The sequence below is a fragment of the Bradyrhizobium sp. CB1717 genome, from assembly GCF_029714325.1.
GTDB lineage: Bacteria > Pseudomonadota > Alphaproteobacteria > Rhizobiales > Xanthobacteraceae > Bradyrhizobium.
Genome location: NZ_CP121666.1, coordinates 1648405 through 1662947, shown reverse-complemented (window position 1 = coordinate 1662947; position 14543 = coordinate 1648405). Strand labels below are relative to the sequence as shown.

16 protein-coding genes are annotated in these 14543 nt (G+C 65.3%); 9 read left to right on the top strand and 7 right to left on the bottom strand.

All coding sequences use genetic code 11. The annotated features are described in order from the left end of the window. Positions 1-2 precede the first annotated feature (2 nt). Positions 3-1583 (bottom strand): DUF1800 family protein, encoded by a 1581-nt coding sequence (locus QA649_RS07930; RefSeq protein WP_283023683.1) that lies wholly within the window; start codon positions 1581-1583, stop codon positions 3-5. Between the two features lie 114 nt (positions 1584-1697). Here QA649_RS07930 and QA649_RS07925 point away from each other — a divergent pair, with 114 nt between their 5' ends. Next, the gene (locus QA649_RS07925; protein WP_283023682.1) at positions 1698-1907 is read left to right on the top strand and encodes a cysteine-rich CWC family protein; all 210 of its coding nucleotides are present in this window, start codon (positions 1698-1700) and stop codon (positions 1905-1907) included. A gap of 50 nt (positions 1908-1957) precedes the next feature. Here the strand turns inward: QA649_RS07925 and QA649_RS07920 are convergent, their stop codons facing one another. Continuing rightward, a complete protein-coding gene (locus QA649_RS07920; RefSeq protein WP_283023681.1) occupies positions 1958-2653 on the bottom strand; it encodes a glutathione S-transferase family protein in 696 nt (231 codons plus the stop codon). A gap of 201 nt (positions 2654-2854) precedes the next feature. Here QA649_RS07920 and QA649_RS07915 point away from each other — a divergent pair, with 201 nt between their 5' ends. Then, on the top strand, positions 2855-3970 hold the full coding sequence (locus QA649_RS07915; protein ID WP_283023680.1) for an MBL fold metallo-hydrolase: 1116 nt from the start codon (positions 2855-2857) through the stop codon (positions 3968-3970). Between the two features lie 29 nt (positions 3971-3999). Continuing rightward, positions 4000-4575, top strand: coding sequence for an SCO family protein (locus QA649_RS07910; RefSeq protein WP_283025990.1), 576 nt, complete (start codon positions 4000-4002; stop codon positions 4573-4575). A 21-nt stretch (positions 4576-4596) separates the two neighbouring features. On the opposite strand, the gene QA649_RS07905 is transcribed toward QA649_RS07910, so the two are convergent. Further along, entirely contained in the window at positions 4597-4827 is a 231-nt protein-coding gene (locus QA649_RS07905; RefSeq protein WP_018648319.1) for a hypothetical protein, read from the bottom strand. Then, entirely contained in the window at positions 4824-5591 is a 768-nt protein-coding gene (locus QA649_RS07900; protein ID WP_283023679.1) for a sulfite exporter TauE/SafE family protein, read from the bottom strand. The genes QA649_RS07905 and QA649_RS07900 overlap by 4 nt, the downstream gene beginning before the upstream one ends. A 207-nt stretch (positions 5592-5798) precedes the next feature. Here QA649_RS07900 and QA649_RS07895 point away from each other — a divergent pair, with 207 nt between their 5' ends. The 3 genes from QA649_RS07895 to QA649_RS07885 all read left to right on the top strand — a co-directional run bounded on the left by QA649_RS07895 (position 5799) and on the right by QA649_RS07885 (position 7328). Further along, a complete protein-coding gene (locus QA649_RS07895) occupies positions 5799-6716 on the top strand; it encodes a LysR substrate-binding domain-containing protein (RefSeq protein WP_283023678.1) in 918 nt (305 codons plus the stop codon). A gap of 114 nt (positions 6717-6830) precedes the next feature. Further along, positions 6831-7055, top strand: coding sequence for a hypothetical protein (locus QA649_RS07890; protein WP_130365388.1), 225 nt, complete (start codon positions 6831-6833; stop codon positions 7053-7055). Between the two features lie 39 nt (positions 7056-7094). Then, on the top strand, positions 7095-7328 hold the full coding sequence (locus QA649_RS07885; RefSeq protein WP_283023677.1) for a hypothetical protein: 234 nt from the start codon (positions 7095-7097) through the stop codon (positions 7326-7328). Between the two features lie 28 nt (positions 7329-7356). Here QA649_RS07885 and QA649_RS07880 read toward each other — a convergent pair whose 3' ends face one another. Beyond that, positions 7357-8877 carry a hypothetical protein gene (locus tag QA649_RS07880; RefSeq protein WP_283023676.1) on the bottom strand — a complete coding sequence of 507 codons (1521 nt, stop codon included), beginning with the start codon at positions 8875-8877 and terminating at the stop codon, positions 7357-7359. Further along, positions 8877-9218: a hypothetical protein gene (locus tag QA649_RS07875; protein ID WP_283023675.1), complete on the bottom strand. Its 342-nt coding sequence runs from the start codon at positions 9216-9218 to the stop codon at positions 8877-8879. Before QA649_RS07875 ends, QA649_RS07880 begins: the two co-directional genes overlap by 1 nt. A gap of 249 nt (positions 9219-9467) precedes the next feature. Here QA649_RS07875 and uvrB point away from each other — a divergent pair, with 249 nt between their 5' ends. Next, positions 9468-12371: an excinuclease ABC subunit UvrB gene (uvrB, locus tag QA649_RS07870; RefSeq protein ID WP_283023674.1), complete on the top strand. Its 2904-nt coding sequence runs from the start codon at positions 9468-9470 to the stop codon at positions 12369-12371. A gap of 113 nt (positions 12372-12484) precedes the next feature. Here the strand turns inward: uvrB and QA649_RS07865 are convergent, their stop codons facing one another. Beyond that, positions 12485-12871 (bottom strand): hypothetical protein, encoded by a 387-nt coding sequence (locus tag QA649_RS07865; protein ID WP_283023673.1) that lies wholly within the window; start codon positions 12869-12871, stop codon positions 12485-12487. Between the two features lie 563 nt (positions 12872-13434). Between QA649_RS07865 and QA649_RS07860 the strand changes: the two genes are divergently transcribed. Together QA649_RS07860 and QA649_RS07855 are read left to right on the top strand one after the other, a co-directional pair. Further along, positions 13435-13884 carry a nuclear transport factor 2 family protein gene (locus tag QA649_RS07860; RefSeq protein WP_283023672.1) on the top strand — a complete coding sequence of 150 codons (450 nt, stop codon included), beginning with the start codon at positions 13435-13437 and terminating at the stop codon, positions 13882-13884. Positions 13885-14153: 269 nt separating this feature from the next. Beyond that, the gene (locus tag QA649_RS07855; RefSeq protein ID WP_283023671.1) at positions 14154-14420 is read left to right on the top strand and encodes a hypothetical protein; all 267 of its coding nucleotides are present in this window, start codon (positions 14154-14156) and stop codon (positions 14418-14420) included. The last annotated feature ends 123 nt before the right edge of the window (positions 14421-14543 follow it).

The following is a 14543-nucleotide window of genomic DNA, read 5'->3' as shown; positions in this document are numbered from 1 at the left end:
CTTCATCTCCTCTGCATTTCCGGGGACATCAGCAGCAGCGCCAGCGCCTGCTGGCGCGACTCTGCGCGCTCGATGGTGCGGCGCGTCTCGATCGAGGCCGCATCGGCCGCGGCGAATTCCAGCAGGTCGAGCGGGTCGATGTTGTTGCCGAGCCGCGCGCCCATTTGCGCGGCGATGTCGAGCCTGAGCTTCATGCCTTCGGGCGCGGCCCAGGCGGCGCTGGTATCCGGGAAACCGTTTGGCCCTGCCGGCGACCACAGCGGCTGTCCGAGCAGGTTGAGATTGTTCAGATACGCCCCGGGATCCTCGGGCACCCGCGCAAGCAGCCGGCCGCTCGCGACCAGGAAATCGTAAGGGCTGCGCATCTTGGTCAGCGGCGCTTTCCAGGCCTCGTCGGCATCGACCAATGCGGTTGCCATCGCCTTGAGATCGCCGTCGGTCCTGACGAAGACATCGCGCAGCCGCGCGACGAGCGCCGGCGGTGGCTCGTCGGCGACGAAGTGACGGACGAACTTGGTCGCGATGAAATTCGCGGTCGATGGATGGCGGGCGATGTCGGCGAGCGCGGCTTCGCCCTGCGCAAGGCCGGTCGGCTCATAGGTCTTGCCGAGCAGCATTTGCGGCCCGGGCTGGTGCGCATTGGTGTTGAACACGAAGGAGCCTGGTGTGCCGAGCTGCCCCTGCCGGCCGGCATAGGTCCAGCCGGTGATGATGCGCGCGAGCGAGGTGACGTCCTCCTGCGTGTAGCCGCCGCCGACGCCGAGCGTATGCAGCTCCATGATCTCGCGCGCGAGATTTTCGTTCAGCCCGCGCTTGCGGTTTTGCCCTGCGCGCGAGTCCGGACCCAGCGATTGCTGGTTGTCGAGGAAGAACAGCATGGCCGGATGCTGCTCGACGGCCTTGAGCATGTCGGCGAAGCGTCCGAGCACATGCGGCCTGATCGCCTCGCGCTCGAACGCGCCGGCCCAGATCCGCGCCAGCTCGCCCTTGCTCGCGGAGATGCAGAAATGGTTGGACCAGAACACGACGAGACGCTCGGTGAAGCCGCATTCGACCAGCGTCGCGCGCTGCAGGCGCGCGAGCGCCTCGGCACGAAAGGTTTTCTGGATCACGTTGAGCGGTTGCGGCGCGGGTTTTGCGGCCGGCGGCGTGGCCGCGTTGGGCTGCATCGTCTCGGGCCTGGCCGGCGCCTCAGCCGGCTTCGCGTCCGCCATCTGGCCGGCGATCTCGGTTGCGGCTGTGTTCAGTGAGAGGTTGCGGCGCAGAGCGGGCTTCTGATCGGCGGGCGCCTGCGGCGGCGTCTCCGCGGGCGCGGCGGCCTTGGCAGTTTCCTTGGCAGTTTCCTTGGCAGCCTCGCGCGCCTGCTTGACCTGGTCCTGATAGGCAAACACCGCCTGCCCGAGTTGCGGCGTCGATTGCAGGCCCGGCGCCTCCAGCAGCACGCCATTGGGACGGGCCAGTTCCGCCTTTACAAAGCCGCGCGGATCGGATGCTGCATTGATGAGGTCGCCGGAGGCACCGCCGCGGGCGCCGAAGCCGAAACGGTTGAGCGCAACGAGGGCGGCTTGCGAATCGCGGGCCATCGATTTGTCCTTCGCGGATTGCCAACCGCTTTCCTGATGCGTGCTCGGCGCATAATATACCGCAGCAACAGATGAACCCGACATGAAAATGACGGTGCAGCTTTTGGGCAAATCATGACAATTCCGAAAGAAATGCCGTCAGCGCCGGCACTTGCGCGCCGCCTCATCTGCGCCCGCTGCGGCAGTGAATTCGGCTGCGATTTGTCGGGCAATTGCTGGTGCGCAGAGGAGACGGCGCGGCTGCCGATGCCGGTCAAGGGCGAGGATTGCCTGTGCCGGGAGTGCTTGCGCAAGGCTGCAGCGGAGGCGAGCGCTGCTCGCTAGATGCGAGAGAGATCGCCACACCTTCGGTGTCGTCCCGGCGAAGGCCCGCCCTACACCTCAAACCCCGGCGATTTGCGCGCCATGCCGTCGAACGCATCCAGCAATTTCTCGCGCCAGGCGTAGACCGGATCGTCCACCTCCAGCAGCTTGAACGGGCTCACCACGCGCGCCCATTGGAAACCACCGAACACGATGTAGTCGGCATAGTTCGGCGCCTGCCCGCCGAGGAACGGCTGCGTCTTGAACGTCTGGCGCATGATCTCCAGCGATTTGCGGAACGCGACGATGGCGGTGTCGCGGCTCGCCTGGACCTCTTCCAGGCCCTTGCCGAACCGCGCCTCGCGCGACTTCCGGAAATAGGCGGCGTCGACCTCGGCGAGATTGTTCGGGATGTCGGCGATAACAAGCGGAGAGAGACCGCCGACGATGGCGATGTCACCCCACGCATTGATCATGCGCGCCATGGCCCGCCCGCCCTCGCCGCCGAACAGCGACGGGCGATCCGGGAAATTGTCCTCGAGGTAGTTGGCGATTACCCAGGAGTCGACCACCGGCTTGTCGTGATGCAGCAACACCGGCACCCTCTCCGAGCCGTGCGGCGCGATCGCGCTCTTCTCGGTGAAGCGCCAGGGCAGCGTCTCCGCCGACAGGCCCTTATGCGCGAGCGCCATCCGCGTGCGCCAGCAATACGGGCTGAAGGGGCGCGCGGCGTCGGTGCCGACGAGTTCGTAGAGTTTGAGTGACATGGTTGGTCCCGTTGATTGGCGAACAGTGTGGTCCGAAAGGCAAGGATGCAGTTGCATAAATTTCGTAACATCCTACCGGGCTGTCAATCAACGAGCACGCTCATGCCCGGCAAGACTGACGGCGCGGAGATGCCACGACTTGTTGAGCCGCTTCCGGATTGGACCTAAGCTCGGGCATTTCAGACATCGGGAGGCATTGCAATGACGAGAACCATTCCACGGCGCGATTTCCTTCTGGGCTCGGCAGCGCTCGCCGGAGCCGCGGCCGCCAACGCCTTCACCTGCATCGAGATCGCGAGCGCCGCGCCGATTGCCGTTCCGACCGTCGACAAGCTGTCGATCCGCGTGCTGGTGGATTCGAGTTTCGACCTGTTCTTCCGCCCCAAGCAGATCAACGGCGTCTCGATCGCGCCGGCCGCGCGCGGCAGCGATTTCCGCAAATCGCTGCACAATGAATGGGGCCTGTCGCTCTGGCTGGAATCCGAAGGCGGCGGCAACCAGCGCACGCTGATGCTGGACTACGGCTACACGCCGGAGGTGCTGCTCAACAACATGGCGCTGATCGGCGTCGATCCGGCCAAGCTCAACGCGCTGATCGTCAGCCACGGCCATTACGATCATTTCGGCGGCCTGAACGGCTTCCTCGACAAGTTCCGCGACAAGCTGCCCGCCGACCTCAAGCTCTATGCGGGCGGCGAGGACAATTTCTGCCATCGCCTCAACCCGACGCCGACGCAGGGGCAGTTCGCCGATTTCGGCACGCTCGACCGGCGGCAGCTCGCGGCGCAGAAGGTGACGACCGTGCTGTGCGAAACGCCGACGGTGATCGCGGACCATGCTTTCACCACCGGCAAGATCACCCGGCGCAGCGGTGAGCGCGTGCTGCCGAACACGCTGGTCGAGTTCGGCATCAAGGACGGGCTGGGCTGCAATGTCGGCCACTATCTGCCCGCGGAGATGGAGGGCAAGATCGTGCCGGACGAGCACATCCACGAGCACGCCACCTGCTTCAACGTGCGGGATCTCGGCCTCGTCGTGATCTCGTCCTGCGGCCATGTCGGCATCGTCAATTCGGTGAAGCAGGCGCAGGAGGTGTCGGGCATCCAGAAAGTGCACGCCATCGTCGGCGGCTTCCATCTCGGCCCCGCGCCCAAGGACTACCTCACGCAGGTCGTGAGCGAGATCAAGGCGCTCAATCCTGATGTCGTGGTGCCCATGCATTGCAGCGGGCTCAACTTCGCACAGGAAGCCAATGCCCAGATGGAGGGCAAGGTGGTGGTGACGACGACGGGCAGCCGCCTCACCTTCGGGCTGTGATGCGAGGCGCGCGCGCCTGGCTGTGCGTGATGCTGATGCTCGCCTGCGCGGGCGCGGCGCAGGCGCGCTCGGCCGCCGAGACCATGGACATCCTGATGTGGAATCGGGAGCCGGTCGGCGGCCCGTTCGAACTGGTCGACCAGACCGGCAAGCCGCGCAGCGACCGCGATTTCCGCGGACGGCTGATGCTGGTCTATTTCGGCTTCACCTATTGCCCCGACGTCTGTCCGACCGATTTGATGGCGATCGGACAGGCGCTCGAGCAGCTCGGGCCGGATGCCGACGCGGTCCAGCCCGTCTTCATCACGCTCGATCCCGAACGCGACACGGCCGAGCATCTCGCCGAATATGTGCCGCTGTTTCATCCGCGGCTGCTCGGGCTGACCGGCAGCCTCGCCGCGATCGGGACAGCGGCAGAGGCCTACAAGGTCTATTTTGCCAAGATCCCGATCGGCAAGAAGGCCGGCGACTACACGGTCGACCATACCTCCTTCATCTACCTGATGGACCGCGACGGAAGATATCTCGGCTTCTTTCCGCCGGGCACCTCGGCCGAGCGCATGGCCGAGATCATCCGGCCGCGGCTTGCGGCGCCTTCGCGGTAGCGCTGGCTGGATGCGACGGGCTCACCGCCCGTTGGTTCGCAGCAGCCTCTCGCCGCCTTCCGTCACCGCGATAACCAGCCCCACACCGGGCAGCGTCTCGCGCGCGACGTAGCCGCGGTCGGCGGCGTCTTCCCAGATGGTGAGGCGCGGGCACGAGGTCTTCCAGGTCGAAATCACCTCGGCATAGGCGCGCGGCTCGCGCGCGACCCATTCGACGAAGTCCAGCACCAGCGGATCGGCGGTCTCGCTCATTGCAAACCTCCCTTGTCGAAAGCGGCCAGCACTGGCGTGCGAACCAGCAGCCAGCCGCCATAGGCGATATAATAGCAGGCGATGGTGGTGATCAGCTTGTTGGACCAGGCGATGAATTGCTGGTCGGTCATGGCTTCGAGGATGCGCCGTGCCAGCGTGGTACCGAGCATCGAGGCTGCGATGGCGACGCCGGCCAGCACGGGATCGAGGCTCGCCGCCTGATCGATGATGCCGCCGAAATAGACCAGCTTGGTGAAATGGCTGACGAGCTGGCACATCGCTTTCGTCGCGACCTTCTCGCGCCGGCCGAAGTCGCCGCCGAGGAAGAAGGTGTCGAGCAACGGCCCCGACACGCCGGTCATCAGCATCAAGCCCATGCAGATCGTGCCATAGACGGTGCCCTGCCAGAGCCTGTCAGGATCCGGCTTGATGTTTGACGGCAGCAGCCGCGCCATGAACGGGGTGACGCCGAGCAGGAGCAACGCCGTCGGCTTGTCCGGCACGTAGCGGGTGATGGACCAGGCGGCGAGCGCAATGGCAGCGCCGACCATGTAGTTCGCGACCGGCCGCCAGCGGATATGCGCCCGCCACAAGAACGCACGCCAGCCGTTGGAGGCCATCTGCGTGATCGCATGCAGCACCATCGCGGTCGGCAGCGGCATCAACGCCAGCAGCACGCCGATCAGGATCAGCCCGCCCGCCATACCGAACAGCCCCGACAGAAACGCGGTGCCGACCATCAGCAATCCAAGGGCAGCGATCATGTGGGCGTCACGATGGAGTTCTCCTGGTGGCGAATAAGGGAAGCAGATTGCGTGCACTCCCTCGTCCCGCTTGCGGGGAGAGGCGAAGAAGCCGCGGCGCTCTCGACAAATCAGCCTAAATCTACGCTGCAAGTTGTGCCTCGCTTGCCCCTTCTCCGCAAACTGAGTTATCTTGCCCTGGCATCAGCTTTCCTGAGGGTGAATCATTTGCGGCGGCTGCTGTTTCTCAACGGCATCAAGGCATTCGAGGCGGCGGCGCGGACCGGCAGTTTTGCTGCGGCCGGGCTCGAGCTCAGCGTATCGGCGGCCGCCGTCAGCCGCATGGTGCATCTCTTGGAAGAACGCCTCGGCGTCGCGCTGTTCGAGCGCAAGGCCAACCGCCTGGTGCTGACGCAGGCCGGCCGCGCCTATCAGAGCGGGCTGACCCCGATCTTCGATGCGCTGGCAAGCCTGACCGCGCAGGTGACGGCGCCGTCCAGCGTGCGCGTGCTGACCATCGGCGTCGGCCACACCTTTGCGATGCGCTGGCTGATCCCGCGGCTGTCGGAGTTTCGCAGCGAGGAGCCCGACATCGAGGTGCGCTTCACCACCGGCGGCGCGCTGGTGCCGTTCGGCGAGGACTGGAATTGCGGCATCAAGCTCGGCACCGGCGACTGGCCCGGCCTCGTCGCCGAGCCGCTGTTTGCCGGCGACCTCACGCCGGTCTGCGTTCCCCGCCTCGCCGCCTCATTGAAGCGGCCGGCCGATCTCAGGGGACCGAGCCTGATCCGCGTCGCACATTCGCCTGAGGACTGGCCGATCTGGCTGAAGGCCGCGAACCTGCCTCGCATCAACGCGCGCGGGCCGGAGTTCCAGTTCTACGGTCAGGCGCTGCAAGCCGCCGCCGACGGTCTCGGCATCGCCATGGGGATCAGGCCCTATATCGACGACGATCTCGCCGCCGGGCGTCTGGTCGCCCCGTTCGATCTCTCCGTCCCCAAGGGCATGCGCTGGTACCTGCTCTATCGCAGCTTCCAGACCGAGCAGCGCGACTTCGCCGCGTTCCGCCGCTGGATCATGCGCGCGGCATCGGAACCCGCGACCCGCCCCGTGCGGCGCGCCGGCCGCAGTTCCGCGCGGAACTGACGCCGTTCAGGCAAAAAAGCCGGCCCCTTGTGAACGGCTTCACATCCACAAATCCGCAAACGTGGTCCCTTGCCCCTCCAACAAGACACGTACGGACCACTTTGGGGACTAGCAATGACGACCCTCTACGACGGCTTTGACATCGAATCCTTCGAAGCTGGCAAGGGACTGTGGCACGCCCGCATCCGGCGCGCCGATTTCAGCCCGGTTGCCATCGACGGCGTGCTGTTTCCGGCCATGGAGGTCGGCTTCGCCTGGCCCGACCAGGACGCCGCGATCGCCGACGCCAAGCATCACATCGATCGCTTCCGCCGGCGCGCCGACAGCGACGACGAATAGGCCTTTCAGCACAGCGCGGCGCGCAACGAGGAACCGGTGATGTCGTCTATCGAGATCGAAGAGACCCAGCCGCTGGCCCGATCCTACGCCCGATCGGTGCTGTCGAGATGCCCCGACTGCGACGGCGATCTCACGGTGCTCCGTGTGATCGGCGGCCGCGCCGGATGCGAGTACTGGACCATGCGCTGCACCGATTGCGGCGGCATCCATCTCGACGTCCTGAAGCCGCGCGGTACGACTGAGGACGACGACGGACCGCTGCCTGCGGCGTAAAGGCGCCAGCCCTTCACATGTCCAACCGCTAGCGGCCGCCAGCGATGCCGCCGATAAAGGCCGTCGCCCGCCCGGCGATCGCCGACGACAGCGCGCGTTCCGACAATCCGCAGAAGAATCCGATCAGGATCGCGACACTGCCGGTCTTGGCGAACCAGCTCGCCTGAGTGTCGAGATCGCCGATTTTGACATTGATCGCGCCTGTCCAGAACAGGAGGCAGGCGGCCATCGTCAGCACCACCACGAAAATGACGCGCAACGGCGCATCGAGCAGTTGGTCTTCGGGCGTCGCGAGCTGCTCGAACGTCAGATTGATCTGACGCACCGAGAACGAGGCCCAGGTCCCCAGGGACGCACCGGTCGCGGCAAGCAGGAACGACCTGTGCGCATACCACCATGAGTCGCAAGGCCCGGCATTGTCACACGCGTGGTTCCTGGCCGCGACGTACATGATCAGAAACACCGCTGCAAAGCTGAAGGACCATCCGCCAAGGCGGCGCACATACCTGTTCAGGATTTCCCGGGCTTCCCGCGCAACGAATTCCTCGCGGAGGCTGTTGATCGCGAGTTTCGCGAGCTGGGTGTGCGGCTGCTCGAGCCCGATCCGCGCGATTCCAATCAGTTTGTCGATATATTCACCGAGCAGCCGCAAGCCCCGCTGATCGTCCTCCTCGCGCGGCCACCATCGCGAGTGAGCCCGCGCACGTATCTGACGGCAAACCGCATCGATGATCGTCTCGGCCCTGCTGATCTCGACATAGAGGTCGCGCTGGTCCTGCGTCGGCTGGTCGTTGGGGGCCGGCAGTCCGTCCGCAACGGTTATGTCGAGCGCGACATTGTACCTGTCATCCCGGTCTGTGCCGCGCACAGCACTCACGGTGAAAAGCTTGCGTTTCAGCCGGGCGCGCTGCGCCGCGTAAAAGCCGGTGGCGTAGGACACGTTGGCTGCCGCCACACCCGACCTGACCTCCGCAGCTTTCCAGAAGGAAAAGGTCTCCTTGAGCTTGTCGATCGCCTCGGCGCGCTGCGCGCGACGCGCCTGCAGCGCGGGCTCCAGATAATTGGCACGCAAATCCGCGGCCTCATCGGCGGCGAAACCGTCGATCGTCTCCTGATGCGCGTCGAGATAGGCCTGCTCGGCTTGATCAGGCATATAATTGACGACCGCGATTCCGACCTCGCCGGCAAAGCGCGGCGTCGCGGCGTCTACGAGTGTCACGTCCGGGACGCTGGTGTTGACTCGCCTCGCGATCTCGACAGAGCGATCGGTCGTCGCGGCGATGTCGACGGGGCCGTTGACCAGTTCATCTCCGACCGCGCGCAGCACCGCAATCTGCGCCGCCCTGAACGCTACGCGGGCCTGCAGGATGCTGTCGCGAACATGGGCCCTGGTATCGGCCGCCGCCTGCGCGACGAGCTGATCGAGCGCGCGCGCAATGTTGTCGAGGATCGCTCGCTCCGCATCGTTCGGCGTATGGGCTTGCGCTGGCGCGATCTGAAAATCACCGGGAATTCTCGCTGGGTTTCGGTTTCCGATCGTGAACGGCATCACTCGGGCCTGTACTTCTTGTTGGGGCAATCCTTTTGGCCGCAATTGATTTGCACCCGCGGACGGTTCTCATCCTCATCGGCCGGGCGGATGATGTGCTGAAAATATTCATTGAAGGGGCGCGCGTGCAGTTTAGGGGGCGCTTTTGCCGCGCGCTGTGCCTTGGATTTCACCAGGGACTTCATCAAGGGCGCGGTTTCGATGCCGGGCGCGATGACGGCCGAATTGTCGAAGAGATCGAGGAGCTCGGCATAAAGGAGCTCCTCATAGTCGGTCCGATCGTCCGGACGCTTGTGCAATTCCGCGAGAAGCAAGCTCAGTGCAGGCCCCAGCATCTGCATGTCCTCCCGGTTCCATTCAAGTCGATTTATTCACATCTATCAACCCAAAATTGAACTTGCCGCGAGCCGGCCGCGCGGCCGACGCGGCCCCGGTGCCCCTGGCCGCGGTGCCTGAAATGAGGTGCCGACGGCGGGACCACCGCTGTCGGCGCGTGGCGCGCAGACCTGCTGCCAACCTGCTGTCAGCAGCCTGAGCTTGGCGGGTCATTCGCCCTTTATTGAGGGGCGGACTCGTCCCATATTCGCCCCATGGCGAAGAAACCTGCTCCCCCGAAATCCCCCAAATCCAAGGCCCCGAACTCGAAGGCGCATCGGCCTGACGTGCAGCCGATCGGGCCGGCGCTGGCCGAATTGCTCAATCCCGCGATCAATCGCGGCGATGCCGGGCTTGGCTCGGGCACCGGCCTGCAGCCGCCGCCGGACAATTCGCGCGACCGCCGCGCCGGAGGCGAGGCCGCCGCGCATCGCGCACGCGCCTCGACGCCGAAGGACTTCCCCAGCGACCGCCCGGCGGGCCTGGACGAGGCACCGCAAGCCAATTACGGCACCGCCGCAACGATCCCGACGCTCGATCCGGAACTGGCGCGTCAGCTCGGTCTGCCCACCGAAGAGGACGACGCGGAAGCGCTGGCGCGTCCGCCGCGTTCCAAGATGGAAGCGCTCGGCGTCAAGGCGACTGCCGACGCGCTGGAGTCGCTGATCCGCGAGGGCCGTCCGGAGTTCCGCAAGGGCGACGGCTCCATGAAGGTGTGGACGCCGCACCGGCCGCCGCGCCCTGAAAAGTCCGAAGGCGGTGTGCGCTTCGAGATCAAATCGTCCTACGAGCCGCGCGGCGACCAGCCGACCGCGATCAAGGAGCTGGTCGAAGGCATCAAGCGCAACGACCGCTCGCAGGTGCTGCTGGGCGTCACCGGCTCCGGCAAGACCTACACCATGGCCAAGGTGATCGAGGCGACGCAGCGCCCGGCGCTGATCCTGGCGCCGAACAAGACGCTGGCGGCCCAGCTCTACGGCGAGTTCAAGAACTTCTTCCCCGATAACGCGGTCGAGTATTTCGTCTCGTATTACGACTACTACCAGCCGGAAGCCTACGTCCCGCGCACCGACACCTATATCGAGAAGGACTCCTCGATCAACGAGCAGATCGACCGCATGCGCCACTCGGCGACGCGCGCGCTGCTGGAGCGCGACGACGTCATCATCGTGGCGTCGGTGTCCTGCATCTACGGTATTGGCTCGGTCGAGACCTACACCGCGATGACCTTCGCGCTGAAGAAGGGCGAGCGCATCGACCAGCGCCAGCTCATCGCCGACCTCGTCGCGCTCCAGTACAAGCGCACCCAGGCCGATTTTACCCGCGGCACCTTCCGGGTCAGGGGCGACGTCATCGACATCTTCCCGGCGCACTATGAGGACCGCGCCTGGCGCGTGAATTTGTTCGGCGACAGCATCGAGACCATCGAGGAGTTCGACCCGCTCACCGGCCACAAGCAGGACGAGCTCGAATTCATCAAGATGTACGCCAACTCGCACTATGTGACGCCGCGCCCGACGCTGGTGCAGGCGATCAAGTCGATCAAGTTCGAGCTGAAGCAGCGGCTCGACCAGCTGCACGACCAGGGCCGCCTCCTCGAAGCGCAGCGGCTGGAGCAGCGCACCACCTTCGACCTGGAGATGATGGAGGCGACGGGGAGCTGCGCCGGCATCGAGAACTATTCGCGCTACCTCACCGGACGCCGCCCCGGCGAGCCGCCGCCGACGCTGTTCGAATACGTGCCCGACAACGCGCTGATCTTCGCCGACGAGAGCCACGTCACCATCCCGCAGATCGGCGCCATGTTCCGCGGCGACTTCCGCCGCAAGGCGACGCTGGCCGAATACGGCTTCCGTCTGCCGTCCTGCATGGACAACCGCCCGCTGCGGTTCGAGGAATGGGACATGATGCGGCCGCAGACCGTCGCGGTGTCGGCGACGCCGAGCGGCTGGGAGTTGAACGAGAGCGGCGGCGTGTTCGTCGAGCAGGTCATTCGCCCCACAGGCCTGATCGATCCGCCCGTCGACATCCGCCCGGCCCGCACGCAGGTCGACGATCTCGTCGGAGAGGTCCGTGCCACAGCCCAAGCCGGCTATCGCTCGCTGATCACGGTTCTCACAAAACGCATGGCGGAGGATCTCACCGAATATCTGCACGAGCAGGGCATTCGCGTCCGCTACATGCACTCCGATATCGACACCATCGAGCGCATCGAGATCATCCGCGACCTCCGCCTCGGCGCCTTCGACGCGCTGGTCGGCATCAACCTCCTGCGCGAAGGCCTCGACATTCCCGAATGCGCGCTGGTCGCGATCCTCGACGCCGACAAGGAAGGCTTTCTGCGCAGTGAAACGTCCTTGATTCAGACCATCGGCCGCGCCGCGCGCAACGTCGACGGCAAGGTGATCCTCTATGCCGACCAGATGACCGGCTCGATGGAGCGCGCCATCGCCGAAACCAACCGCCGCCGCGAGAAGCAGGTCGAGTACAACACCGCCAACGGCATCACGCCGGAGAGCGTGAAGAAGCAGATCGGCGACATCCTCAACTCGGTCTACGAGCGCGACCACGTGCTGGTCGAGGTCGGCGGCCACGACATGACAGACGACGTCATCTCGATCGGCCACAACTTTGAGGCCGTGCTGGCAGATCTCGAAACAAGGATGCGCGAGGCCGCCGCCGACCTGAATTTCGAGGAAGCCGCGCGCCTGCGCGACGAAGTCAAGCGCCTGCGCGCGACCGAGCTTGCGGTGGTGGACGATCCCACCGCGAAGCAGCGCACTGTTGCGGGCAAGGCCGGTGCCTATGCCGGCGCGAAGAAATACGGCGACGCCGCCAACCTCCCCGTCAGCGCGATGAAGAAGAAAACGGTGAGCTCCGCGCTGAAGGCCAGCGGCGCCGGCAGCGGCTCGAAAGTACACAAGCCGCATCTCGACGAGATGCACGGCCCGGAATCCCTGCCCTACCGCGCCAACCAGACGCTGCCGTCAAAGCCGTTCGGAAGTACGAGCCGGATCATTCAGCCGACGGATTCACGGCAGTCGGGGCCGGAGTTCGGGCCGGCGCCGAAGTCGACGGGTGGAGCGCCGGGGCGAAGGGGTGGGTGGAAGAAGAGGTAGGGGGCGCAGGTTTATCGGCGACGTTCGTGGTTATAGATTCTCAGATGCGCAATTGCGCGTCATAGCTCGCCGCTCTGCGGCGCCCCGGAATGACACGCGGAAAGATTACCCCCTCACCCCACGCTCGCCGTCACCACCGCCATCACCGACAGCAGCAACACGATCGTCATGAGCTGGAGCGAGGCGGCCGGCTGGGTGCGCCAGGCCGTGATCTTGGCGGAGAGCGATAGATGGGCCTCGAAGAATTTCGGCTCGTAGACGGTCTTGAAGACGGCGGGAGAACTCGGGCCGAGGGTCACGGCCAGCATCGCGTGGGCGAGCGAGGCGATGGCGACGAAGATGGCGACGCCGGGGTCGCCGACGAGGTCGTGGTTGCCGACGAGCTTGAGCAGGAAGGCCGCAGTGGCGAAGGTCGGGAAGCTCTGCAGTGTCGCGGTCAGCGCGAGGCCTTCGAGCGCGTTGTGCAGGCGGGACTTTCTCGCGGCGGCGATGGCGGCCATGGCACGTCTCCCTGATGACATGGGGATGACGGTAGCTGCGGCAGGCGCAGGCTGATGTGAGATGGGTCACGCGCCTTTACGGCTTCGCCGTTCACACGAATGTAGCCACGAACTCCGCTGCGTTCCCTCCCCCCTTGCGGGGGAGGGCTAGGGAGAGGGGTGGCTCCGAGAGAGGTCAGCGTTCGTGGCCACCCCTCTCCCCGTCCCTCCCCCGCAAGGGGGAGGAAGTGAGAGGCCAGCGGCCGCCTCACTCGCCGGGAAGGACAGCCCTACAGCTTCCCCTGCCCGTTCACCTGGCTCCGCTCTTGCCGCTGCCTCTCTAGGTTCCCTTGCGCGGGCTTTGCACGAGGTGTCGGCTGATATGCACGCGGCGTCATCTCTGGGACGCGATAGCTGCTCGTTTTCTTGCAGGCGAACAGGCGCACAACCCGTCATTGCACCCCCATGAACCGGGCATTGCGCCCGCGCGTCATAGTCTGCAATCAGCCTGTGTTCTTGCGAATTGAAGCACGCGCGGGCTGCGCGATAGCGTTCGCGGGTCATGGCAATGAGGGCGACGCGGCATGACGGTGGAATCGTTGAACAGGCAGCGGGTCGTGCATCTGCTCGACGCCTTCGCGCGCGGCGATATCGAGGCCGCACTGGCGTGCTGCACCGACGACGTCGACTTCCTCACCCACGCGCCGATCGACGTGCTGCCGCACATGGTGCCGCGCCACGGCAAGCAAGAGCTGCGCGAGCTCTGGCAGACGGTCTGGTCGCGCTATTCGGAAGTTCGCTACAAGGCGCCGCACATCCTCGCCGACGGCGACGCGGTCGCGACCTACTTGCAGACCTATTTCAGGAAGCGCAGCAACGGCCGCATCGTGCAGTTCGACATGGCGGTGTTCTACACCTTCCGCGGCGGGCTGGTGGTCGAGATCCGCGAGATCATCGATTCCTACGACCTGGTGCAGCAGGTGCTGGAGCGCGAGATCGGGCCGCTGATCACGGGGGCGGGGGTGGACAGGTAGCACTGTTGTCGTCGCGCCCCTCCCGCGTATTCCCCGGCGTCGTCCTGGCGAAAGCCAGGACCCATACCCACCGGCTTCTGCAATGGGCAGGCTGGTGGTCGTGATGTGCCGCCACACTGGCATTCGGGGTAATGGGTCCTGGCTTTCGCCAGGACGACACCGAGCGGGTGGCGCTCGCTCGCGCATCTCTACCAAGCCGTTTGAACCTCCCTCCCCGCCTCGCAGACCTACTCCGGGGCGTTGTGCACGCCGGCTGGGGTGATGGGCCGATGAAAGTCGTGTTGCTTGCTGTTTTGGGGCTGTTCCTGGGAACGCTGGGCGGCGCCGCGCTCGGCATCGGGGCCGGGCTCGCTTTCGTCGAAATCGCGCAAACCTCGAATTTCGAAGGACAAAACGGCATGCTGGTGTTCTTCACCTTCATGCCTTTGGGCGCTGCGATCGGCGGGATCGGCGGCGCGGTGCTGTTCGGCCTGCTGGCATTGCGGGACGATGCGATCGCCATCGAGCGGGAACCCGTCGTCCACGGGGATCGGTAGACGACCCCGGGGACCGGTAGATTACGGGGTTTTGTTGTAAATCTCACAAAGCACAGTCAATTGTGCATTGCGAAAACGTGAATTGCGTTTTGGCCGAAATCGAGTATTTCGTTCGCATACAAA

What these genes read in the sequence shown, in the direction of transcription:
- QA649_RS07855 (WP_283023671.1), top strand. Translation starts at nt 14,154, where the DNA reads ATGAAAGTCGTGTTGCTTGCTGTTTTGGGGCTGTTCCTGGGAACGCTG.
- QA649_RS07925 (WP_283023682.1), top strand. Translation starts at nt 1,698, where the DNA reads ATGACAATTCCGAAAGAAATGCCGTCAGCGCCGGCACTTGCGCGCCGC.
- QA649_RS07910 (WP_283025990.1), top strand. Translation starts at nt 4,000, where the DNA reads ATGCTGATGCTCGCCTGCGCGGGCGCGGCGCAGGCGCGCTCGGCCGCC.
- QA649_RS07930 (WP_283023683.1), bottom strand. Translation starts at nt 1,583, where the DNA reads ATGGCCCGCGATTCGCAAGCCGCCCTCGTTGCGCTCAACCGTTTCGGC.
- QA649_RS07920 (WP_283023681.1), bottom strand. Translation starts at nt 2,653, where the DNA reads ATGTCACTCAAACTCTACGAACTCGTCGGCACCGACGCCGCGCGCCCC.
- QA649_RS07915 (WP_283023680.1), top strand. Translation starts at nt 2,855, where the DNA reads ATGACGAGAACCATTCCACGGCGCGATTTCCTTCTGGGCTCGGCAGCG.
- QA649_RS07860 (WP_283023672.1), top strand. Translation starts at nt 13,435, where the DNA reads ATGACGGTGGAATCGTTGAACAGGCAGCGGGTCGTGCATCTGCTCGAC.
- QA649_RS07880 (WP_283023676.1), bottom strand. Translation starts at nt 8,877, where the DNA reads ATGCCGTTCACGATCGGAAACCGAAACCCAGCGAGAATTCCCGGTGAT.
- QA649_RS07885 (WP_283023677.1), top strand. Translation starts at nt 7,095, where the DNA reads ATGTCGTCTATCGAGATCGAAGAGACCCAGCCGCTGGCCCGATCCTAC.
- QA649_RS07875 (WP_283023675.1), bottom strand. Translation starts at nt 9,218, where the DNA reads ATGCAGATGCTGGGGCCTGCACTGAGCTTGCTTCTCGCGGAATTGCAC.
- uvrB (WP_283023674.1), top strand. Translation starts at nt 9,468, where the DNA reads ATGGCGAAGAAACCTGCTCCCCCGAAATCCCCCAAATCCAAGGCCCCG.
- QA649_RS07900 (WP_283023679.1), bottom strand. Translation starts at nt 5,591, where the DNA reads ATGATCGCTGCCCTTGGATTGCTGATGGTCGGCACCGCGTTTCTGTCG.
- QA649_RS07890 (WP_130365388.1), top strand. Translation starts at nt 6,831, where the DNA reads ATGACGACCCTCTACGACGGCTTTGACATCGAATCCTTCGAAGCTGGC.
- QA649_RS07865 (WP_283023673.1), bottom strand. Translation starts at nt 12,871, where the DNA reads ATGGCCGCCATCGCCGCCGCGAGAAAGTCCCGCCTGCACAACGCGCTC.
- QA649_RS07905 (WP_018648319.1), bottom strand. Translation starts at nt 4,827, where the DNA reads ATGAGCGAGACCGCCGATCCGCTGGTGCTGGACTTCGTCGAATGGGTC.